This is a genomic window from Providencia sp. PROV175 (genome assembly GCF_032707045.1).
Classification (GTDB): domain Bacteria; phylum Pseudomonadota; class Gammaproteobacteria; order Enterobacterales; family Enterobacteriaceae; genus Providencia; species Providencia hangzhouensis.
This window is the reverse complement of the sequence record NZ_CP120533.1, coordinates 3,882,893-3,905,872: the sequence shown is the minus strand read 5'-3', so window position 1 is coordinate 3,905,872 and position 22,980 is coordinate 3,882,893. Positions and strand designations below refer to the sequence as shown.

Genomic DNA, 22,980 nt, shown 5'->3' with positions numbered 1-22,980 from the left:
ATGATCAGCCATAAAAAGTATGAATGATCTTTTGTTGTCTAAATTTCATTCATTATACGATCTGGTCTACAACTTTAAAAGATGTTATACCAATTTATTATGATTTATTTATTAGTGAAGTTCTATTTCACCCATCGTCGAAAAATTTCGTTATACTGTGGACATTGATGGCCAGCGAGTCGGGTGGTTATGTGAAAGGAGAAAATAATGAGCTCACAAGAGAGTGAACCGCGCCTATACCAACAAGTTGCGGCTCTGGTCAAAGAACGTATCGAAAATGACGAATACCCAGTTGGCACTAAATTACCTGCGGAACGGTTACTTGCTGACGAAATGAAGGTGAGCCGTACTGTGATCCGTGAAGCCATCATTATGTTAGAAGTAGAAGGCTATGTGGATGTACGCAAAGGATCTGGCATACATGTTATTAGTAACCGCTCTAATAACTCAGTCAATACAGAAACGGGATTAGAGTTTAGCCGCTGTGGGCCGTTTGAGCTCTTACAAGCAAGGCAATTGATTGAAAGCCATATCGCCGAGTTTGCCGCGACCCAAGCCACCAAAGAAGATATTTTAAAACTAGTTGATATTCAAAAGCATGCTCGCAAAGAGGATCGTTTTCGTGATTCAACATGGGATCTTGCTTTTCACATGCAAATTGCCGCGTCGACCCATAACAGTGCGATGGTGGTGATCGTTGAGCAAATGTGGAGCCAACGCTTACGTAACCCTTACTGGCTCAAGCTTCATGAGCACATTGATAACCGTTCGATTGAGAGCTGGTGCGATGAACATGACCAAATTTTGCAGGCGTTAGCGCGTCGAGACTCTAAAGGGGCGCGGCAAGCTATGTGGCAACATTTGGAAAATACCAAAAAAATGTTATTCAATGCGACCAGTGATGACTTCGAATTCACCATGGATCGCTATTTCTTCGCAGATAGCCCAACCATGGATGATAACAGCTAGTTATTCCTCATCATCTTCCGATATTTGCTTCAGCGCGGGGAGGTTAACTAAAATAATTTTCCCGTATTTTGCATCAATCCAGCCTAGTTTTTCCCATGCGACTAAACGCTTATTGATGGTTTGCCGTGTGGTATTAATGATGGTCGCTAAGTCATCTTGTGTGAGATATAAGCTTAGTTGAATTCCTTTTTCATGAGGTTCGCCATAGCCTTCTGCTAAGCTCAATAAGCGTTTGGCGAGTCGGGCTGAAACAGATAATAAGGCACTGTCATTGATAATGGTAAAGGCATTACGAATCACTTTGCAGAGTAAAATATTCAGAAATTGGTAAAAAACGGGGTGTTTTTCCAAGATCATGGTTAAGTCTTTCGGTGATATCGTCAGTAATATGGTTGGGCTAATCGCTTTGGCATCATGGGTGCGCGCTGATTTATCTAGCATGGCAATTTCGCCAAACCAATTGCCTGGTGAAAGATAGCGAAATACACATTCACGGCCATCTGAGGAAATTGAACTTACTTTTACTGAACCTTGAATCACCGCATATAGACCACGAGCAGGGTCACCCTGATAGTGAACCATTTCACCATCTGGATAGAAACGTAATGTGGCGCATGTCATTAAGATGGAAATCAAATAATCAGGTAAGTTACTAAACCAACTATTTGTTTTTAATATTTCAAGAATATTTTCATGCGTTAGAACTAATTGGCTGTTTTGTACCGCAATGTTCATCTGAATGCTCCCTGCATGATTGGCTAACTTTATCATGACATTTGGTAGGGTTATGTTCAATCATGAACCGCCGTAATATTCGAGTAAACCTCATAAATAAGAAATAAGGTAATAGAAAACCCGAGCCATTAATGTGGCTCGGGAGGGATTTAAAAGATAATTAATTAATCTTCAAATCGTTTTTCAATACCTAATCTTTTTAATGTCAGAATCAACAGACCACCGATAAAGGTGACCAATGCGATAAAATAGAGTCCTGCACGGGCAGATTCAAAGGTAGTTTCAGCCCAAACTCGTAAGTTTGGTGCCACAAAACCACCTAAGTTACCCACTGAGTTAATCAAAGCAATACCCGATGCAGCTGCGGTGCCGCCTAAGTATGCAGATGGGAAGCTCCAATACAGAGGCTGCATCGCCAAGTGACCAGCCGCTGCCACACACAGGGCAATAATCGCAATGACGGGAATGCTATCGAATAAACCAGAAACCGCAATTCCCGCAGCACCTAACATAAAGGTGATGGCAGCGACTTTACGACGTTCTTTTAGACGTTCTGAAATACGAGGTACATAATAAACCGCAATTGCCGCACACAGTGGTGGAATGGCGGTAACAAAGCCTACAAGTATGCCGACTTTACTGCCCAACAACGTACCGATTTGGGTTGGTAAGAAGAAATAAATCCCATAGCCACATATTTGAACGGTAAACCAAATCAGACACAGGTAGAGGACGCGCATATCTAATAATGCTCTCAAGGCGCCTTTCGGGCTATGGCCTGCTTTGGCATCTTCTTCCAAGGCTAATTTAGCGGAAAGTGCACTTTTTTCCTCAGCTGTCAGCCATTTGGCTTTTTCAGGGCGGTCATCAAGGTAAAAGAACACCCAAATCCCGACAATAGATGCTAATAAGCCTTCTACGACAAACATTAACTGCCAGCCGTATAAACCGAAGGCAAATGAAGTTCCTTCCAACGACAATAATGAGCCAGATAATGGGCCGCCAATGATAAACGCCAGTGGTGCCCCAAATAAGAAGTAGCCTGTCACCCGTGCCCGGATATTTTGTGGGAACCAGAAGGTTAAATACAGAATAACCCCCGGAAAGAAGCCCGCTTCACTGACACCAAGTAAGAAACGCAGCACAATAAAGGTGGTTTCATCATGAGCAAACATCATGGCGGCAGAGACTAGCCCCCATGTGACCATAATGCGCGATAACCATACCCGAGCGCCAATTCGGTACAACAGAATATTACTTGGCACTTCAAATAGTGCGTAGCCGATAAAAAAGATCCCTGCGCCAAATGCGTATGCAGCGTCACTTAACCCAGTTGTTAATTGAAACTCTTGTTTTGCAAAACCAATATTTGAACGGTCTAAATAAGCCAATATGAACATTAATACCACCATAGGTATTATTTTTCGTATTGCTTTGCTGGTAGCCGATGATAAATGATCCGTATTGGTGGACATGGTTCACCCCAGTTTTTTGTAAGATAGTAATGTTATCTATTCATTTTTATTATGTGTTTAGCCCGCCGCTGAATAACCAGCAGAGTAGAGTATAGAGCTAATGTACTCGTCATACTTCAAGTTGCAGTGTTGTTGATTGCACCATGAATTATTCAGAGTATAAATAAGTAATTTAAAATGAATAATTCTTGTTATTAATTTCCCTTTTTCATGTTGTTAGAAATGAAATATTGAAAAAGGGAATGAACATTATTTCACGTTAAATTTGGCTAATGCTTCAGGTTTTAACGTCGTACCTGCCCCAGGCGCGGTTGGTGTGGTATAAACACCATCAATGACTTCGACTGGGTCAACAAAGCAATCCAGTGTCCATGGAATAAATTCCAGTAAAGAACAAGCGGGATGTGCCATTACCAGATGCAATTGTGCCTGCATCATATCGCCATGGTGTGGTGTCACTGGTAAATTAAAGGCCATACCTAAGTCAGCAATTTCCCATACCGCTGTTAAACCGCCACAGCGTGTTGCATCAGGTTGTAAGTAATCAACGGCACCCGCCAAGACAAATTCTTTAAATGAATCATTGTGATAAAGTAATTCACCTAATGCGATAGGTGTATCCATATAAGCGGCAAGCTGTTTATGGCTGGCGACATCATCATGCCATAATGGTTCTTCAAACCACTTAATATTGAAATCATTTAAACGGTGGCCATATTGCTTGGCAATACTGATATCCCATTTACCGTTTGCATCGACCATTAGGTCGATATCGTCGCCAATTGCGTTACGAACAGCTTCAATACGTTGTAGATCTTCGCGTGGATCTGGTTTACCAATTTTCATTTTTATTGCTTTGAAGCCTTCTTCGAAGATCATTTTTTTACAATCATCGACTAAGTCTTCTTGGCTACGCACTAACCAACCGCAGTCGGTGTTATAGGCGTTAACTTTATTGTGTTTTGAACCGCCAAACAGTTGCCATAGCGGCTGATCCGCGGCTTTAGCTTTAAGGTCCCAAAGGGCGATATCGATGGCAGAAATCGCCATTTGCATCAAACCACCACGACCTACCCAGATATTGGTTGAGCTGCGAGTGAGTTTTCGATGTAAATAGCGCACCTCTGTTGGGTCTTCGCCGAGTAATATTGGGCCGAAAACATCTTCAATAATAGTGGTGATTAAACGGTCAGTGGTGATGTCGGCATGTGTCCCTGTGTGACCATAACCGACTAATCCACATTCTGTTTTGATCATGACACCCGGCATCCCCCAATGGGTAATGCTGTGAGTTGAGTCACCAATTAGGTCATTAGTGACAGGTACGTGCATGATAAAAGTACTAATTTCTTTTATTTTCATTGTTGTTCCCAGGTGTTGTAAGGTGGTTGAATGCCAATCTAGCAGTGGGAAGTGGATTAAACTGTCAAATGATTTACAGATTGTGCCTGTATGACGCTTTTTACTGATAAATATGAGCTAGATCTCTTTATTTTGTATGATAGATTATGGCGTATCTTTAAAATTGGTATAACAGCTTAATAGGTGAAAATAGTGGGAAGCAGGGAACAATAAAAATTTTTATCAGGGTATGGGGTTCAATCTAGAGTAGGTTTAGAATAATGGCGGAAACCCAGCTTTATAGTGGATAAAACATGTCTAAACGATTTCTTTTATTGCTTTGTATTTTATTTACGAATTATCTTCCCCAATCTTTGGCTTCTGAGATCGTCAACAACACTGACGATTGGCAGTTGGCAGACATCCCACCAAAGCTAGTGCAAACAAAACAGCCTGAAATTATTTTTGCGATGATTGCTGGAGAAATGCGAGCCGTCGCAGAACTCAATGCAGAACACGGTTTTTATGCCTATTCTCCTTCGGGGGATTACTGTGCAATGCAGTTTGGCAATGGGTATGCCTTTGTAAAAACAGTATCGTTTTCGAACCAAAAACCGCGTTATGTACCTGAAGTGGATAGGCTAAATGATTTACAAAATCCCATTTATGATTATTTGGTCACACACCAAAAAACAGCGGTATATAACTCAACTCAGAGTAATAGTAAGCAAATTGCCTCTTTATGGGAAAACCTGCGCTACCCTGTGTTATCGCGGATGATTAAAACGGATAAAGCAGGAGAAAAGACTGCTTGGCTAACCATTCGCCTAGGGGATAGGCTGGGCTATGTGCGTTTAGATGATGTAGCATTAGATAAAGGCATTCCAATTTTAACTTATCACCATATTCTCAAAGACAGTGAAAATAAGCATTTTCGTGACACGTCAACGACGACATCCGTAGAAGCATTTCGTGAACAAATGAATTATTTAAAACAGGCGGGTTACCAAACGCTTTCGCTTGCCGATGTGGAAGATTATCTGAATAAATCTGCTAACTTACCAGGTAAAGCAGTCGTGCTGACATTTGATGATGGTTTAAAATCAGTTTATCGCTATGCATTACCGATTTTAAGGTATAACCGCCAGCAGGCGACGCTATTTATTATTTCTTCACGGATTAAAACACAGCCACAAAAATGGTCAGCGCATGACTTACAATTTATGAATAAACAAGAGATAAAAGATAGCCGAGATGTTTTTAATATCCAATCTCATACTCACTTTTTACATCGTTTAGATAACCATAATTCACCCATTTTATTTAGCCGGAAAGAACATACGATCATGTTGGATTTCAAACGATCGATGAGAATTCTAAGCCGTTTCGAACCTGAGCAGCGTTACCTTGCATATCCATTTGGTGGTTATAACCAATCAGCGATGGATGCGGCTAAAGATGCGGGGCTACATCTTGCCGTCACGACCATTCAAGGAAAAGTTAAATTGGGGGATAACCCTTTTGCGCTCAAACGTTTGTATGCTTTTCGGACTGACCCGTTAGAGAAATTTGCTCAGATGGTAGGTAATAGTGAAAAAAGCGTCATAAATCAAAATATTATTATCGACAGATAATCAATATAGCGAAGTAAGCACTGGGTTGTTTGGCTTAGTGCTCATCCGCTTGCTTGCCCGTTCCCATCTCTTTTAAAAATTGTTGTTGGTAAACAAACAATTCTTTCGCGCTAATACAATGATAATCCATCGAAAACTGTTCGGCGGTTTGCTCAATGATCTTAGCAAGTGCAGGGTAATGGCGGTGGTTCCAATTCGGAAATAAATGATGAGTAAGATGTAAGTTTAACCCGCCTAACCAATAGGTTAGCCAACGAGGTGTGGTTTGCCAATCATAAGTGGTTGAAAAAGTATGAGTATAAAAACCATGCGGCATATTGCCTTCTTTGGGGGGCGTATAAAAAGTTGCTTTCGCCCAATGGGTGCCAAGTATTAATACAACAAATACGAGGGAGGCAAGCATTTGGCTAAATAAGTAAGTGAGTAGCAAGGTACCTAAACTGATATCAGTGATAACAAACGCAGGTATGACTATTGCAACAATCAAATGTAGTAACTTAGCCAATAAAAATGCCCCAATACCACGACGGCCTTGATGGCGCATATGCGGGGCGACGCGCGTCAAATGAAATCTGTCCATCCAATCAAAGAACCAAATCAATGCAGGGAAAGTCATTGCGGCAATTAATGGCCAATACAGATGCTGAGCTCGCATAAACGGGTACCAGCGCTGATAAGGCGTTTGACGTAAGACGAAATTTTCTTCGATATCTAAATCATAATGACGAATGTTGGTGTGAGCATGGTGAAAAATAATATGCCTGACTCGCCAACATTCAGGGTCTAAACCCAACGGAATAGTGACCCAAAAATTGAGCCAATAATTGGCTTTGGCCTGTTTGAAAATCGCATTATGGGAAGCATCATGAACTAAATTAATCGCCAATAATAATGCGAAACAGATAAACAGGGGATAAAAAATAAAAAAAGCCCAAGGCGCGTTAACACATAGCGCTATGTCGTAACTGCCTAGGCAGCACAAGATTAAAACCAAGCTTTTTAAATAAAAGCGTAAGTCAGCGAACCGGTGATCTGCACGCTGTTGTAAATAGTGTTTAGCGGCCTTGTTCAACGCTTTTTGGAACGCTTGATCATGGCGGTGTTGGTAGCCTAACGGCCTTAGCGGCTCAGGCGACATCACGCACCTGTATGGGTTTTCTGCCGATACCAAGTAACATTAATAAACTATGCAGCCACAGAGCCGTGGTAAAAATTACCCAAAATGGCGTTGTCCATTGCCAAATAAATAAAATGCAAATTAATAGTAAGCAAGCGATAAAAAACCAGCTCATCAGGCCAATTTTGCGGCCATCTGAAATACCTGATAGTGCCACGGTACCTAAGGCTAATAAGATAAATAAAATCACTTGCTGTTGAGTCGTTCCCTGATAACCATAGCCATAAATATAGACATAACCAATAACTAGGCTAAATAGGAGAAGTGTTCCCATTACTAATGCGATTTGGTTCACGCGAAATAATGGTGCGGGTTTTTCCTTGGGTTGACTGCGACGTTTAATGATACGCCAAAAAGGCAAATTACTATCAATAAATGGGTTTTCAGAAGCGGGAGCCCCTTTGATGCCAAAATGGTGTTCCGTTTCAGGCAATTTGGAAAATGTGCCAAATAGTTTGTCCCAAAAAATAAAACTGCCACCAAAATTACGGTTGGAATAGTGCCCTTCTTTCACATGGTGAACTCGGTGGTGCTGTGGCGTTACCATAAATTTCTCCAACCAACCCAAACGCGGGATCAGCGCACTGTGGTTAAAAAATTGAATGGTATAGTGCAATATTGAAACGGTGATAAACACTTCTAAAGGGATCCCCATTAGCGCCAGCAACATAAAGAATGGGATTGATGTGAGTGATGAATACCACGAATTACGCACGCCTAATGATAGGTTATAGTGCTCCCCTTGGTGATGTACCACATGAACGGCCCATAAAACACGGTAAGTATGGTGTAAACGGTGTAGCCAGTAAAAGCCAAAGTCCCAAGCAAAAATCGTAAACACCCACACCAGTGCGGTTGGCCAGTTTTCAACGAGATTGAATGAGTAGTGGGTCACGACAAAGCCGTAACAAAAAATCTCTAACCCTCTAAACAGCCACAGCATAATATGGCCAGAGTTCAGGTTGAACACCAATTCTTGCCAGCTAACGGTTCCTTTTTGTGTTTTGGCTATCACCAAACCTTCTGCGACCACAACCGCTAACATGAAAACAATCGGAAAGGTTAATTCATTCATTAGTGTTTCTCTTTAAGACAAACTTCGCAGTGTGAACAATCACTAATGCCCCACAAGCGGTGAGTGCGCCAGTGACCACATCAATAAATAAATGGCGTTTTAACACCAATACAGAAGCACAAATAGCAAGGGTCCAAATTACGGCTAGAACCGTGCGAAATTTTTGTTGTGTTGACCATAATGCATTCAGTACGACGAGAGTCAATGAGACATGTAGAGAAGGTAGTAAATTTTGTGGGCTATCAATATTCATTAAAGCAGATAAAGCCAGTCCGGATAAGGTTGATAAGTCGTAATCGTGGTATAGCATAGTCGTGGGGTAGCACAAATAAACAGCCCCAGAAACCAGCGCACAGAGTTGCATGGCATACATAAGTGGGCGCGCTTTTCTTAGGGGACAGAGAAAATACCCAAGTGGGATAAACAGAAAAAAGGAGAGGTAAAGCCAGATGGCATCGGGGGAAAATGGGACGGCATTATCTAGTTTACTAGGGAGTAAAATATGAGCTTGCCCAGTCACTTGCCCGGTATATTGGTAAACAATACCTACGGTTCCCCAGCCGAGTAGGCAATAAATAAAGCGAGTGAATAATTCCCTGTTGTTCATTTTACTTCCTTACGGGTTATACGTCGCTTTTTAACCGAGAGTGCTTGCGTAATAGCGGCTGATGATAATTGCCAATCTAATTGCGTAATATCAACGTGTTGGCTTGCAAAGTAACTTGCTAGCTGTTGCTGGCAATGGGATAACTCCATGGGAGAGCATTCAGCCTGTAAATATAATGAGTTGCCTTGCTGTGTTAAGCGGAAATCAGCAGTAACAGGTAAGTGATTCACAATAACCCGCGCACAGGGATCTGCAAAAATCGTCACCATTTTGCCGTTATAACCCGGAAGTTGAAGCAAATCATCACAGCGACCCTCAATGCGTTCTATCGCCATTTCAGGGGAGCCACATGGGCAGGTGTTTTTTTTCACCACTAACACATCATCCAGTTGATAACGAACGATAGGCTGTGTTTTACGGGTAAAATCCGTAATAATCGGCGAAAAACGGTTATTATCAAGCCAATTAGGCTCAATATGCACAAACGCTTCATTTAAGTGTAAAGTACCATGAGAACAAGTACAGCCTAAAAAACCTTCCGTTGCTTGGTAGACCTCTCCAACATTGGGGAAGCAATCCTGTAATTTTTGTTTATCATGGGGTTCTAATACTTCAGCCACGGAAATGACTTTCTGCACATTTAGTTGAAGTTTCTGTTGATTAATGGCGTCAGCTATTGCGCATAGCACTTGGGCTGGCGCAACAATAATTGATGGTTGATATTGTTCAAGTGCAGTAAGTTGCAGGTCAAAATCTGCAAAAAGGTCATAAAAACGCAGTGAAATCCAACGGTTATTGACACTTTCATACAGGTTATTATTAGCACGTAAAAATAGAGCAACACGTTCACCACTAAACAGACTTTTAGGTAGCATTTTAGCTAACATGCTGCCAGACCAAACATTTTGTTCTTCTGGGCTAACAACGAAAAGGCCTCGACGGCCTGAGGTTCCAGAGGACAACCCGACACTGTAGCGCCCTACTTTAGGGGCAAAATCCCGAGATTGCTCACTTTTTTGTGCACATTCTAGAAGTTTTTGGCTAGAAAGCCCAGCGGTATTCATCTCATCAAAATTATCCATCATGACTTGTTTATTCATAATGGGAAAATTAGATAATGGCTGATTGATATATCGCTGAAAGTAAGGGCTTTTCGATAACACTTTGCGCTTAAAATGTGCCAAACGTTTTTGTTGATAAGCTTCTAGCTCGTCACGGTTGCGAAACGTCAAATGACGAGCGCGCCAGTAATGCCAAAGCATCGAGAGGATCACAATAAATCCCCTTCGTGGCACAGTTGGATAACCACATTGCGTTTATCAATTTCATGTAATTTATTGAGTGTTTCGTAATAAGCCTGCTTATCATCCATGATGATATTGGCAATGGCCATAGGGCCGCGCAATTCACGGTAATTAGTGGGAGACCATGCTGCGTCACCTGCGAGCAATATCCAGCCTGAGTCAGTTAGTACACACAAACCAATATGCCCTGCAGCATGCCCAGGAAGCGGCACAATGAATAACGTCTTCTGTTGATTTACTGCATAGCCTTCGCCCAAAATTTGCAATTCATTCGGTAACGCCACCTTTGGGAAACCTTCATAAAATACAGTACGTTGTTCAAAGTCTTCTGGTAGAAGACCACTGACAAAGGCATTTTTCAATGCAGCAAACCCTGTTAAAGGGCGTGTTTTAGCCCAGCCATCTCCTGAGCAAATAATGGGGATGTCAGGGAAGTCACGTAGCCCCGCGATATGGTCACCATGAAAATGGGACAAAATCACACCATTGATATCATTAGGTTTTAAGCCATCATTAGCCAATTGATTGACAAGGGCGTCTTTGCTTTCGAAATACACTGGGGTAACAGTTCGATATAACCGCATAATGCCATGGCGCGTGTGATCATAAAAATGGGTGGCATAACCCGTATCAAATAGCCAACGCTGGTGTTCATCTTCAATCAGCCATGCTCTTGCTGGGAATTTACAGGATTTAAAACTAGCACCTTTTAAAGCCACACAGCCTGGATGTGTGCAGTAACCCACTTCATATTGATGAATTTTTAGCATGGGTTCTCCTGTTGTTTCAGCCATTTAGCGGTCAAATGAATACCTTGTTGCATACTATATAAAGGATAGTAACCCAGTTCTTGCTGTGCTTTTTGGTTATCTAATGTCATGGTGAAATAGGCTGCGCCAAGGCTATAGCGTGTGAGTAATGGTTCTTTTCCCGTTAAATAGCCAATGGCTTCTAATAGGCTGGCAATAACATACAGTAAAGGGTAAGGAGCTGAACGAATTTCGCAATCTAAGTTGAGTTCACTAAATAACTGATTTAATGTCTGTTTTAGTGCTTGGGGCTGTTGGTTGGTAATATTATAAATGGCGCCATTAGGGAGTGTTTCTTTGAAAGTCGCCAACTGCATGCTGTGAACCACATTTCCCACATAGGTGAGGTCAAAATGGTTATTTCCCCCATTAGGTAACACCAATTTTCCCTTACGTGATTTTATTTGGGCGAGCAAACGCGGTAGCAAAACGCGATCATGGGGGCCAAATAAACCTCGAGGGCGCAAAATAGTGTAACGAGTTGTCGGAAACTGCCTAACGCACTGCTCAATCCTAGTTTCGGCTAAATATTTTGTTCTGGCATATTGGTTAGCGAAATGTTTATTAACCGTGGACTCATGAATATTTTGCTGGTGGGTGAAATTAAAATAAATGGCTGGGGTGGAAATATGGATAAAGCGTGAGACTTTGGCTTCCCCCGCGGCGGTAGCCAAAATTTGAGTTGCATGAACATTTGTTGTCTCAAAATCTTGGCGTTTGCCCCAAGGTGAAGAAAGAGCAGCGCAGTGCCAAATGGCATCACAGCCAGTCATCATCTCTTTGGCCTGTTGCAAAGAAAGCTGAGCCAGTTCACAAGGGATAAATTCAGCTCCCATTTTTACTAGCTGTTCTCCTGCTTGCGGGTTTCGCCCACAAGCGACGACTTCAAAACCTCGCCCCAGTAAGTACTCACTTGCATTTCTACCAAGGCCACTCGTGGCACCTGTGACGAGGATCTTCATGGCACTAATACCATGGCGCACAGCGCTAACCCAGCGGCAGTGCCAATTAGCATGGCACTGGGCTTTTCATAGAAACGGCCTGTGATAATTGCTTCGTGTAATGCTGAAGGGATAGAGGCCGCAACTTGGTTCCCACGATGGCAGTAGATATCGACTAATTGCTCAGTTGTTACGCCCACACGTTGGCGCATATGTTCTAAAGAAAGATGGCTTGCTTGGTGTGGGATCACGGTACCAATTTGTTTGAGCTGTATACCTGATTCACTGAAAACCTGTTGCATAAAATCTTCAATCAAAGAAGATGCGAGGCGAAACAGTTTTTTCCCCTGCATATGGAACAGAAAATCATCATCGGTCATCCCTGCACGTGGATTGCGTCTTGTGCCACCTGCGCGAATTTCACAAAAATCAATGCCTGCTGTATAAGTGGTGTGTGTGTAAGAAATAATTCCACTATTCCCATCCCCTTTTTCCACAACAACGCAAGCTGCACCATCACCAAAAATCAACGATGATTCTTTATCTTGCCAATCAATACCACGTGAGGCGATATCCGCAGAAACAATTGCAATGCGTTGATAAGCGCTGGTGGCTAATAACCCCGCAGCAACCTGTAGCGCAGTGATAAAGCTGATGCAACTTGAATTAACATCAAAGCAGGCAATCCCTTGATTTAAATTTGATTGTTCAAGGATATGCGCTGCGGAGCAAGGCAAAGCTTGCAAGGGAATTGCAGACGCATTAATTAGCATATCAATACTGCTTGGTACGATATGGTTCGCATGCAATGCATTTTGAATCGCCAGGGAAGCTAACACTGCTTGTGAATCGGTATGACTTGCATGGAAGCGATATTCAATACCTGAATGTTTTTCAACAAAACCTTTCGGTTTATTGAGCTTTTCATCAAGCATTGAGGAGTAAATTTTGTTTTCAGGTAGTGCCACACCAGAAGCAATGATTTTTAGTGGGGTGATTGACCTATTACCAGACATATAAGTAGTGCCTATCTCATCATAATATTGACAATAAATATCAAAGTTCAAATATTTAATATATAGGAATTACGGAATTATTCTTAGTTCTTACTTTTATGTTTTTTTGCCTTGGTGAAGACGAGGAGGAAGAAGACATTTTATTCTGAAGACTCACTTCAAAATGGAAAAGGTCTTAAGCCACAATATTACCGAAAGATTACAAATTGTACGTTTGCCACTGACAGTGGTTTGCTATTTTTACGAATCACATCAATTAATAAGTAAAATTTATGTTATTGAATAATGGCTCAAGGTGTTAGATAATAGAAGAGAATAAACGCATAAATGATCCATACTGAAAAGAGTACATAAAATGTCATATCCTTCGAATCAGCTTAGAGACTTATCTTCTCTTTTTTTGAGAAGTGAGGTATCGCGTTGGTTTAAAGGCGATTTTAAATCAATTGATGTAAAACTACATAGATATCAGCTATATGAAAAATACAAAGGTAAAACCTATTTATCTTTTGTAAAAAAGACCTATAAGTTATTGCTAAAGCATTATCCCAATGAGTATGTTTTAAAAAATGAATTTTTAAATCAGTGGCTTAAAAAAGAATTGGGATGTAATAGTTCCATAATATTTAATGAATTTCGCATTGGAAATGCCATTGCAGATTTAGCTATGTTTAATGGTGTATCGAAAGCTTTTGAAATTAAGTCTATTTTAGATAAGGATTATCGGTTATCTAATCAACTCCAAGAGTATAAAAAATTATTTAATGAGGTTTATATTATCGTCCCTCATGAGCATTTGGGGCGATATATCGATTTTGATAATTCTATTGGGGTTATTTCATATAGTAATGATTGTAATGCATTTAACTTAGAACGTAAGCCAAAAGTAAATCAGCATGTTGATATTGATACATTGATGAATGTTTTGCACACTAAGGAATATTTAAAAATATCAAAAAATTACTATAAAGAGTTGCCAATGATGAACTCATTTAATCAATTTGATATTTGTAAGGAGTTAATTTCAAGTATTGAAAATAATCAGTTGAATCATTTGTTTATTGAAGCAATGAAGGAACGAAAAGTTAATAATTTGTTTTTTAATAAACTAAATAATGAGCTTAATCAGATATGCCTTTCTTTGAATTTAAAAAAGGCGGATAGAGAGGATTTGATTAGTAAACTAAAAACGAATACGGTGTAAACTATGTATTTTCCATATTTAAGAGCAAGGCAGTTTGAACTGATTTCCTTAAGGGAACTCGCTACATCTGGCATTGTAAATAATAAGGTAATGCCGGTTTTAGAACCTGTTAAATCTAGTTTTAGTGGATTGAATTTAGCATGTAATATTTTTCAAGAGAAAAATTTTAAGGCTTTTCTCATCGTTAATCCTTGTTGTGGTGAGATTGCAGGGGATAGATATGATGTATTGAATTACTTGAAAGAATTAAATGGGGAAACATATTTACCTGCATTTATATATACCGATAACAGTAATTATATTCTTTCTTGTATAGATAAGTATAATCTGGAAAATTGCTTGATAGTTTGTTTAGATAAATTTTCTGATGAAGAACAGTTGAAAGAATTATCTACCCGAGATGAAATTTCTCATTTAATGTTATTAGACCCTAATAAGTATCGAGGGTTAGACAAGTATATGAAATTACTTGATATAAACTACATTAGATTAGATGATTTATTTGAAAAACAACAAAGAAATTCCGATTTTTTGGTTATAGCTGCGCATAAATTTACTGAGGAGCATCTCTATTATAAAGAGGATGGCTACCAAGGTTTCTCTGATTATACGATATTGCCTAGTGATTTTGTCGATGGTGGTAGTACTCCTAGGGCGGTGGTGATCCATCTCACCTATCCGAAGAGTGAGGTTACTAATGAGGTTTGGATTAGCCATTTTACATCTGAATCTAATGATTCAATAGAAAACGTACAAGGTAAATTCGCAGAGGCAACAAAGAAGGCCATCACTTTTTGTGATTCATTACCATTGGATAATATTGCGATAGATGAACTGAGAAAATATTTTACTGATAAAAAATACCCAGGCTTAGGTACAGTTAAAAAAATATCGATTAAAAATCATGTGTTAGTTATAAATGAATTAATATAAGGTCAATTTAATATATGAAATTTGTTTGTAAAGAATGTTTTTCAGATACTGAAATAATTGGCTTTATTATATCTCAGCGTGAGATTAATCAATGTGATTTTTGCAAAACATTAGATGTAGACGTTGTCAGGGTTGATGAGCTATATGGTTTTTTTGCAGAACTATTTACTAACTTAGTTCCAAAAGAGCATGGAACGTCTTTATCTAAATTGTTACAGGGAGATTGGAGTTTTTTTAAAAACCAAACGTGTGCAGATAAAGTTCTAAATTATGTTATACAAAATATTGATACAAACTTTATTCGCGCGAGTGATGGTGCTGATTATATAGATGAAATCTATGAAAACATAAACTATTGGGAGCAGCTAAAAGAGCAACTCAAGTGGGAAAAAAGATATTTTACAGATATCAATTATTTAACAGAAGATCTTGGCTGGGACAGTTTTTTTCAAAGCCAAGTTGTCATAAGCCCAAGTGATATTTTTTATCGAGCGAGACTTCATCAAAAAGAGGGGCAAGATCCTTTTAATGAAACAGAAATGCTTTGTCCTCCTAAATATTTAACGACTTCAGGTCGTGCTAATCCAATAGGTATTCCGTACTTGTACCTTAGTGACAATTTGTCGACAACACTTTATGAGGTGCGAGCCACTTTTTTGGATGAGATCACGGTAGCTAAATTTCAATTAGATTCAACGGTTACTACGTAAGCGGTTAATGAACCACACATACTAAACAAACTCGTCATTTGCCATAGTAGCTTTTTCATTGGAGGGACTATGGAACAACAAAGTAAACGAGAATACTGGACTGCAATTCTAGAGCAGCAACGACAAAGTAATTTAGGCATTAAGCAGTTTTGCTCGGAGCAAAACATAAGCTATCAGACTTTTCACTATTGGTCGAAAAAGCTCACGCAATCCGAGCCTGAAACCAGGGTTCAACCTATCGTGGTGACAGAGCCTACCGTGAGCACAAGTTGTGTTGTGTTAATTCTCAATAATGGCATTCGAGCAGAACTGCCGGCAACGCTTAGCTCGCAACAAATTAAGACTTGGTTTGAAGCGCTACAATGATACCAACAGGTAAGGTTTTCCTCATCTCTGGAGTCACGGACATGCGTAAGTCCATTGATGGACTATCGTTGATTGTCGCGGAGACTCTTGAGATGGATCCGTTTAGTGAGTCTTGGTTCATTTTCTGCAATCGTACCCGAGATAAATTGAAAATCTTGTTTTGGGATACTAATGGCTTCTGGCTGTACTATCGTCGCTTAGAAAAAGGGACCTTCAAGTGGCCAAGACCCAGTGAGGACGGAGCCATTCATATTACTAAGCAACAACTGGGTTGGCTTCTTTCGGGGTTAACGCTCGAACATGCCAAAGCTCATCGTCCACTTCATAATCTAGAAGTGTGACCGCTGATACTGATCGTCACGTTGGGCTTGAACGATCCTTTTTTGCTGTCATACTTAAGTCATTGAGATGACCAGAGCCCAGACATGACCGACCTCCCTGATGATATCGACCAGCTAAAAGCTATGCTGCTTGAGCTTCACCAACAGAACGAAGCAAAAGATAAACTCCTTGCGGCAAAGCAAGAGGAGGTTGCCGAGCTCAAAACCAAAATTGAGTTGTTGATTGAACAGCTCAATTTAAGTAAGTCAAAGCGCTTCTCATCACAAAGTGAAAAAATACCCAAAGGTACGTTTAACGAAGCGGAGCAACAAAAGAGTACGGCTAAATCCGACGACGACAAGAAAAAAACAGGCCGTAAGCCTTTTCCAAAAGAGCTCGAGCGTGAAGTTCATAAACATGAACTCAATGCCCCTTATTGCGACTGCTGCGACGAGCCTTTACATCAATGTGGTGTTGAAACTTCTGAAGAGCTGAAAATCATCCCACAGAAGGTTAGTGTTATACGTCACGAGCGAACCAAGTACGCTTGCCGGCAGTGTGAAAAAACACAGACTGAAACAAAGATTATCACAGCCCCAAAACCCGCAAGTATGATCCCTAAAAGCCTAGGGAGTGCAGATGCATTCGCCGCTGTAGTCACAGCAAAATACGTTGATGCTCTGCCACTCTATCGCCAAGTGGATATTCTCAATCGCTCTGGTATAGATATTAGCCGCGCTACACTGGCCAACTGGTGCGTTCAGTTAGGAAGCAAAGTGCAAGTCATTATTGATGCAATGAAAAGTGAGTTATTGAAAGAAAAGCTCATCTGCGCGGACGAAACCACTGTTCAAGTATTACGTGAAGAAGATAAGAAAGCACAATCTAAGTCATATATGTGGGTCTATCGTAGCGGTGAGTTCGTCAATAACCCAGTGGTTATCTACGACTATCAAGCCAGCCGCAGAGCAGAGTGCGTACAAGACTTTTTAGGTAGTTACTCTGGTTACTTGCTATCGGATGGCTACAGTGCATACGACAAACTTGAGGACGTGACTCAAGCTGCTTGCATGGCGCATGTACGCAGAAAGTTCACTGATGCTCAAAAAGCTTCACCATCAAAAAAAGCGGGCAAGCCAGAAAAAGCACTGAACTTTATTAGCAAACTATACGGTATTGAAAAGAAAGCCAAAGGGCTTAACGCAAAATCTCGACACCAACTACGACAAGAAGAAGCCAAACCTATTTTAGATGAGTTCAAGCAATGGCTTGACAGTCAAAACGTTCTCCCTAAAGGATTACTTGGCAAAGCCATCACTTATACGCAAAACCAGTGGCCTAAGCTGCTTACCTACCTTGAAGACGGCGATATAAGTATCGACAACAATGTGACCGAACGAGATATAAGGCCGTTCACGACAGGTCGCAAAAATTGGATGTTCTCAACGTCGGTAGGCGGAGCAAAGGCGAGTGCAAACTTGTATAGCCTCGTGATGACTTGCCGCGCTAATGACATGAACCCTTATTATTACTTCCAACACCTGTTTACCGAGTTACCAAAACGAAGTCCGAAAGATGATGTGTCGGATCTCATGCCATGGAACGTAGAAATCAGTGAGGTTGAGTAAAGCTTTACTGGTTCATTAAGCGCTTACGTTACTACAAGAGTTGCTATTGCTGATTTTACAGAACCCCCCTCCCTTTATCACCCTAACGAGATTAATAAAAAGATTAAAGGCACATTGCTGAGGCAAAAGATCAGCTTAGACTTATCCCAACCTATGAGACGATTCGACTCAGATCTGGACTATATTCCAACTCAATTTATCTGTGAATTCATCAAAGTTTTTACAGGCGTTGACGGCATTAAGTTTGCGAGTTCTCTCGATAGTACGGGTAATAATCTTGTTATTTTTAATCAAGAAATAATGGTATGTACTAGCGTAGAAAAAGTTAGGATCACCAAGTTAAAAATATCACATGGACGATAAATAGCAGTTTCGTATAGTTTGATAAATCAGCTCAAATTTACATATGGGTTATTGTCTGTTTTGACGTTTCCTCAACCAATTTCTCAATAAGCGACTGCCATGTCTTCGGTAATGTCGTTTGCCAAACTAAATCAACTTGCCATTGAGCATTTGCATTGTCCTGAATTGGAATAAAATCGATATTTTCTCCACCAATCTGCTTGGCGCTATATGGGACAAGACTGATGCCAACCTTAGCGGCGACTAACGCAATTAGAGTCTGAATGTCACTGGCTTCTTGTCGTGGCGTGATATGCAGATTTTCAGATTGCAAATAATGTTGAACTTGTTGATAAAGACCCTGACCGCGTTGTGCGCGTAACATCAGAAGTGGATATTGGGCTAAATAATCATTGATTGTACTATGTGGCTGTTGGTCTTTGGTGACAGCAAGCGCCAGTGTTTCAATTTTCAATGGGCGGCTGGCAAGGTATTCCACTGAGTTTTGCTTATCACTACGGGTAAATGCGATATCTAACTGGTGCTGAACAAGCTTCTCTCTCATGACATGTGAGGGCATGTCCTCTAATAGAATGGTGACATTGGGGAGTTGTTCTTTCAGACGGGCAACAAAAAAAGAGGCTTCGTGAAAAGTTGCAATACCGAATCCGACATTTAAAGAAAGCGGGGGAGTTTCTCTAAGAGCGGCGGCTTGGTTTAACAGCTCCGCCATATGGTTTAGCGTGTGTTCTGCGTAAGGCAGTAAAGCGCGGCCATGATCTGATAGTACCGCACCATGACGTCCCCGCTCAAATAGTACTATATCCAATTGTTTCTCAAGAAGTTGAATTTGTTTTGTTAAGGCTGGCTGACTAATATATAGGCGTGATGAAGCTTCGCGGTAATTTTTTGTCTCTGCGAGAGTGATAAATGCACGGAGTAGTCGAGTATCCATAGTTGTTAGCCAGTTCCTAGTAATAGAAGACGCTATAACATTTCTATTATGAATGCTATAGCGAGCCATTGACTTTAACTATTATTGCTTTTCTTGATGATAAGGGGAATTCTTAGAAGCAAAACGGACATGGCGAATATCCGTTTCGTAACCCAGAGTTTCAGTGATGATTCGGTAGAGCTCTGGGCGTCTTCCGGTTAACCAGCGACGGCCATTCGAGGTAGGCAATAAATCTAATTCAAGATCCGCGATGACGATATCATCATCTATTGCGCAGCTTTCTTTAATTACTCGCCCGTAAGGGTCTATGATCATGGCGTTTCCGGTTCGAATTTCATCATCATCTAAGCCAACTCCATTACTAAATAAATAAAACACGCCATTATCGTGGGCTCTGGAGGGTAACCAGCGCATTAGCCATCCGCGCCCATGTTCCCCTTGACATGCATCTAATAATGCTTGAGGATTTTTTTTTCTATTTTCCCAGAGGCGGAGGTCGAGCGGTTTCATGCCATGAGGGCTACTCGAATGAGTTCCACCTGTTTGATGGGGGGCAAGAATAATATCTGCACCAAGTAGCGCGTTGACGCGTGGATTTTCAATTAAGTTATTATCCCAACAAATTAAAATACCGACTTTTACCCCCCATGGCGTATCAAAAACAGTGTAATTGTCTCCGCTATGAATGGCGGGGTGCTCAAAGGCATGTAATTTACGATGAGCATGGTATTGGCCATCTGGCATACAAGCGACCCAAGTATTGTAGCATTTGCCATCTAACCCTTTTTCAATCAACCCAACCCCGATAATCATGTCTAATTCAATGGCCCGTTGGCGGATTAATGCTAATGACGGGCTATCATGTAAAGTTTCACTTAAAGCATAAACGGCATCATCTGGTAGCTTCGGCACGTGCCAATAACCAGTAATACACATTTCAGGTAAAACCAGTATTTTTACCTTCTGTTGGGCGGCTTGAGTAATAAACTCATGGATACGTTCTAAATTGTAGGTTTTATCGCTAGGACGGTGTTGGAACTGGACAGTTGCAACCCGAAGCTGTGATTGTGCTGGCATCATTTTTATCTCCTTAGTTAGGGAAATAAAAACATGTAATTTGAGCTAAAAATAATGAGTTATTTTCTCATTCCATAACGATAGGTTATTGAATGAATCTGTCTGGTCACCAATATTAGCATTTTTATACATAAATTAACGTAAAAAGAGATGTTGAAATATATATAATACGGAAAAATAGCCTAGTTAAGTGTAATCTTCCTAGGTTGTCCATTTTGGTTTAAAGCGTATCAGGTCAATTATTCCTCAATGAAATGCTTTCATTTAGTGAATCAAGCATACAAATGCTCTTTATTCTCGGTATTAAAAGCACAAATTTAACCTAAGCTATATGTGAAACATACAATAATAGTAAGCATTTACCTTGTTGTTTTGACTGATTTCTTGTGAAAGTGCGAGGTAAAACTCTTGTTTTACTCGTTTTATAGCTCCCTGTAGTGCAATTATTATGTTTTCTTTTTGTTATATTTCATTTTTACCTTGTTGATCTGCAATAGAATTTTGTGTTTTGTTACAATTGGAAACAAATATAACATATTGTTATTTATACGTTATTTTTGTTGGTGATTGTTGTTTTTTACTCGAAATGTGAGTTATCGATGGCTATCAATATTGTTATTACTCTTAATATGAATAACTTGATTTATTTATGAGTAGATAGCGACCAATAAAAAAAAATTGCAGTTTTTTACATCCTATAACTCTTATTATGAGTAATTAAAAATACTATTAAATTAAATTAAATTAAATGATAAGAATAAAAAAACCATTGTTAGTTGTTTTTTTGAAGCAAACATTAAAAATGTAAAAAATAAATTAATTTATAAAAATAAGTATATAAAAATACTTAGGAATCAATGAATACCATATAAAATTAATTATAAATGCCTTCATTCCATTATAAATTAAGGTGTTGTTATATTTTTGGATATTACCATTGATAGTGGTAGTTTGTTATTTTTCTTTAATATCAATTGGTTGTATGTTATTTCTTTATTTAAAAAAGAATAATGACTAATATGAATTATGTGTTTTTTATCTTATATGATAATGCAAACTAAAAAAATGAAATATTGATAGGTTTCAGTGGCTTTAATTTATTCTATCGATCGTTACAAACAGTTTTACTTTTATATATTGAAAACTATAATTAACTCAAATTTCGTGTTTTAATTGGTTTGTTCTTTTTTGATTTTTTATATAATCAGTGCAATTTATTATGTGAAATTTTTTGATTTGTAATATAATTTAGCCATTTAATATTTTAGGTTATTTTGGGCTATTGTTGATGATAAATGTAAATCGTATAGTAGGCAGAGAGATTAGAAAAAGAAGAAAGCATTTAGGGCTTTCAGGCATCGAATTAGCTAATCTTGTTGGTGTTAGCCAACAACAGATTTCACGTTATGAAAGGGGTGAGTGCAATATAAATATTGAAAACTTGCACACCCTTGCTAACGCTTTAGATACAGAAATGATTTGCTTTTTTATTGATGATGTTTTTATCAATAAAGAAAGTAATTAATTTAAAAAATCAAGAGTAATCTAATTATAAAAACATTCATATTTAAAGTTAACTAAATATCTAAAAAAATAAAAATGTAGTGTTTTTATTTTTTTAGTAAAAATCTAACTTTCTTATTTTTACCTTTACATTCTCAGCAAATAAATATCAACCTAGTAATTTATTGATTATTAGGTGATTGGTACATCTGTCGTCTTTTTATAGGAAAATATAAATGAAATTAACTAAGATTGCATTAGCTACAATTATCGCTTCTTCATTTGGTATTGCACAGGCAGCACCTGTAGATCAAGGTAGTGGTGTCATCAATTTTACTGGTAAAGTTATTAATGCACCTTGCTCAATCCCAGGTGACGGTACAATTAACGTTGACCTCGGCCAAGTTGCAAATAAAGTATTAGAAACGGGTAACAAATATAGCCAAAGCGTTCAATATAATATCCAGTTAGAAAACTGTGATTTAGGTGAAGTTAAAGATGCTAGCGATGTAGTTGTCTTCCCTGCAGTTAGCAAAGTTAAAGTAACTTTCACGGGTACTCCAGATACTACAGCAAAAGAATTACTGGCTAATACAGGTACTTCTAAAGGTGTTGGTGTTCGTTTAATCAACGCAGATGGCGCAACAATGAAAGTTGGTGATACCAGTGTTGAGCTGCCATTAGCGGATGGTCCAAATAAATTAGTATTCAGTGCACGTGTTGAAGCAAATGGTAGCAAAGTTGAAACTGGTAGCATCATTTCTCAAGCAACTTACGCTTTAAACTACCTGTAATTTTTTATTTAAAATAACAGGCATGTATTTGCCTGTTATTTTTCTTTCTTTATTTTTATTTTTC

At 39.5% G+C, this 22,980-nt stretch carries 23 protein-coding genes; 11 read left to right on the top strand and 12 right to left on the bottom strand.

The annotated features are described in order from the left end of the window. Positions 1-207 precede the first annotated feature (207 nt). Positions 208-969: a transcriptional regulator ExuR gene (gene exuR, locus P3L44_RS17820; protein WP_140171733.1), complete on the top strand. Its 762-nt coding sequence runs from the start codon at positions 208-210 to the stop codon at positions 967-969. Here the strand turns inward: exuR and P3L44_RS17815 are convergent, their stop codons facing one another. The 3 genes from P3L44_RS17815 to P3L44_RS17805 form a co-directional block, all read right to left on the bottom strand. Then, on the bottom strand, positions 970-1,704 hold the full coding sequence (locus P3L44_RS17815; RefSeq protein WP_099975398.1) for a Crp/Fnr family transcriptional regulator: 735 nt from the start codon (positions 1,702-1,704) through the stop codon (positions 970-972). A 164-nt stretch (positions 1,705-1,868) separates the two neighbouring features. Next, positions 1,869-3,179 carry an MFS transporter gene (locus tag P3L44_RS17810; protein WP_096864484.1) on the bottom strand — a complete coding sequence of 437 codons (1,311 nt, stop codon included), beginning with the start codon at positions 3,177-3,179 and terminating at the stop codon, positions 1,869-1,871. Positions 3,180-3,428: 249 nt separating this feature from the next. After that, entirely contained in the window at positions 3,429-4,541 is a 1,113-nt protein-coding gene (locus P3L44_RS17805; RefSeq protein ID WP_272662691.1) for a mandelate racemase/muconate lactonizing enzyme family protein, read from the bottom strand. Between the two features lie 293 nt (positions 4,542-4,834). Between P3L44_RS17805 and P3L44_RS17800 the strand changes: the two genes are divergently transcribed. After that, entirely contained in the window at positions 4,835-6,154 is a 1,320-nt protein-coding gene (locus P3L44_RS17800; protein ID WP_140171731.1) for a polysaccharide deacetylase family protein, read from the top strand. Positions 6,155-6,188: 34 nt separating this feature from the next. Here P3L44_RS17800 and P3L44_RS17795 read toward each other — a convergent pair whose 3' ends face one another. From P3L44_RS17795 to P3L44_RS17765, 7 genes are read right to left on the bottom strand one after another with little or no spacing between them, the layout of a single operon-like run. Beyond that, entirely contained in the window at positions 6,189-7,292 is a 1,104-nt protein-coding gene (locus P3L44_RS17795) for a fatty acid desaturase family protein (protein ID WP_140171730.1), read from the bottom strand. Further along, positions 7,282-8,406: a sterol desaturase family protein gene (locus P3L44_RS17790; RefSeq protein ID WP_112307534.1), complete on the bottom strand. Its 1,125-nt coding sequence runs from the start codon at positions 8,404-8,406 to the stop codon at positions 7,282-7,284. Before P3L44_RS17790 ends, P3L44_RS17795 begins: the two co-directional genes overlap by 11 nt. Beyond that, complete coding sequence (locus tag P3L44_RS17785) at positions 8,399-9,013, bottom strand: phosphatase PAP2 family protein (protein WP_272662690.1); 615 nt, start codon at positions 9,011-9,013, stop codon at positions 8,399-8,401. Before P3L44_RS17785 ends, P3L44_RS17790 begins: the two co-directional genes overlap by 8 nt. Further along, on the bottom strand, positions 9,010-10,290 hold the full coding sequence (locus P3L44_RS17780; protein WP_227528998.1) for a F390 synthetase-related protein: 1,281 nt from the start codon (positions 10,288-10,290) through the stop codon (positions 9,010-9,012). Before P3L44_RS17780 ends, P3L44_RS17785 begins: the two co-directional genes overlap by 4 nt. After that, a complete protein-coding gene (locus tag P3L44_RS17775; protein ID WP_140171727.1) occupies positions 10,284-11,087 on the bottom strand; it encodes an MBL fold metallo-hydrolase in 804 nt (267 codons plus the stop codon). Before P3L44_RS17775 ends, P3L44_RS17780 begins: the two co-directional genes overlap by 7 nt. Further along, positions 11,081-12,088 carry an NAD-dependent epimerase/dehydratase family protein gene (locus tag P3L44_RS17770; protein ID WP_272662688.1) on the bottom strand — a complete coding sequence of 336 codons (1,008 nt, stop codon included), beginning with the start codon at positions 12,086-12,088 and terminating at the stop codon, positions 11,081-11,083. The genes P3L44_RS17775 and P3L44_RS17770 overlap by 7 nt, the downstream gene beginning before the upstream one ends. Beyond that, a complete protein-coding gene (locus P3L44_RS17765; RefSeq protein WP_272662687.1) occupies positions 12,085-13,083 on the bottom strand; it encodes a 3-oxoacyl-[acyl-carrier-protein] synthase III C-terminal domain-containing protein in 999 nt (332 codons plus the stop codon). The genes P3L44_RS17770 and P3L44_RS17765 overlap by 4 nt, the downstream gene beginning before the upstream one ends. 355 nt (positions 13,084-13,438) lie before the next feature. Between P3L44_RS17765 and P3L44_RS17760 the strand changes: the two genes are divergently transcribed. The 7 genes from P3L44_RS17760 (at position 13,439) to P3L44_RS22165 (ending at position 18,608) form a co-directional block, all read left to right on the top strand. Then, on the top strand, positions 13,439-14,287 hold the full coding sequence (locus P3L44_RS17760) for a sce7726 family protein (protein ID WP_272662685.1): 849 nt from the start codon (positions 13,439-13,441) through the stop codon (positions 14,285-14,287). A 3-nt stretch (positions 14,288-14,290) separates the two neighbouring features. Then, complete coding sequence (locus P3L44_RS17755; RefSeq protein ID WP_272662683.1) at positions 14,291-15,220, top strand: sce7725 family protein; 930 nt, start codon at positions 14,291-14,293, stop codon at positions 15,218-15,220. 14 nt (positions 15,221-15,234) lie between these two features. Next, positions 15,235-15,930, top strand: a complete 696-nt coding sequence (locus P3L44_RS17750; RefSeq protein ID WP_272662682.1) for an RES family NAD+ phosphorylase — start codon at positions 15,235-15,237, stop codon at positions 15,928-15,930. 69 nt (positions 15,931-15,999) lie between these two features. Further along, positions 16,000-16,296, top strand: coding sequence for an IS66 family insertion sequence element accessory protein TnpA (gene tnpA / locus P3L44_RS17745; protein ID WP_094961085.1), 297 nt, complete (start codon positions 16,000-16,002; stop codon positions 16,294-16,296). Then, positions 16,293-16,637 carry an IS66 family insertion sequence element accessory protein TnpB gene (gene tnpB, locus P3L44_RS17740; RefSeq protein ID WP_034167512.1) on the top strand — a complete coding sequence of 115 codons (345 nt, stop codon included), beginning with the start codon at positions 16,293-16,295 and terminating at the stop codon, positions 16,635-16,637. The genes tnpA and tnpB overlap by 4 nt, the downstream gene beginning before the upstream one ends. Before the next feature lie 84 nt (positions 16,638-16,721). Further along, entirely contained in the window at positions 16,722-18,245 is a 1,524-nt protein-coding gene (gene tnpC, locus P3L44_RS17735) for an IS66 family transposase (RefSeq protein ID WP_316928252.1), read from the top strand. A 153-nt stretch (positions 18,246-18,398) separates the two neighbouring features. Further along, a complete protein-coding gene (locus P3L44_RS22165) occupies positions 18,399-18,608 on the top strand; it encodes an RES domain-containing protein (protein ID WP_410480039.1) in 210 nt (69 codons plus the stop codon). 37 nt (positions 18,609-18,645) lie between these two features. Here P3L44_RS22165 and P3L44_RS17730 read toward each other — a convergent pair whose 3' ends face one another. Next, positions 18,646-19,542, bottom strand: coding sequence for a LysR family transcriptional regulator (locus P3L44_RS17730; protein WP_094961563.1), 897 nt, complete (start codon positions 19,540-19,542; stop codon positions 18,646-18,648). Positions 19,543-19,623: 81 nt separating this feature from the next. After that, positions 19,624-20,619 carry a nitrilase family protein gene (locus tag P3L44_RS17725; protein ID WP_272662836.1) on the bottom strand — a complete coding sequence of 332 codons (996 nt, stop codon included), beginning with the start codon at positions 20,617-20,619 and terminating at the stop codon, positions 19,624-19,626. 1,288 nt (positions 20,620-21,907) lie between these two features. Between P3L44_RS17725 and P3L44_RS17720 the strand changes: the two genes are divergently transcribed. Continuing rightward, positions 21,908-22,144 carry a helix-turn-helix domain-containing protein gene (locus tag P3L44_RS17720; protein ID WP_004259130.1) on the top strand — a complete coding sequence of 79 codons (237 nt, stop codon included), beginning with the start codon at positions 21,908-21,910 and terminating at the stop codon, positions 22,142-22,144. Between the two features lie 214 nt (positions 22,145-22,358). Further along, positions 22,359-22,916: a fimbrial protein gene (locus P3L44_RS17715; RefSeq protein WP_004259129.1), complete on the top strand. Its 558-nt coding sequence runs from the start codon at positions 22,359-22,361 to the stop codon at positions 22,914-22,916. Positions 22,917-22,980 lie beyond the last annotated feature (64 nt).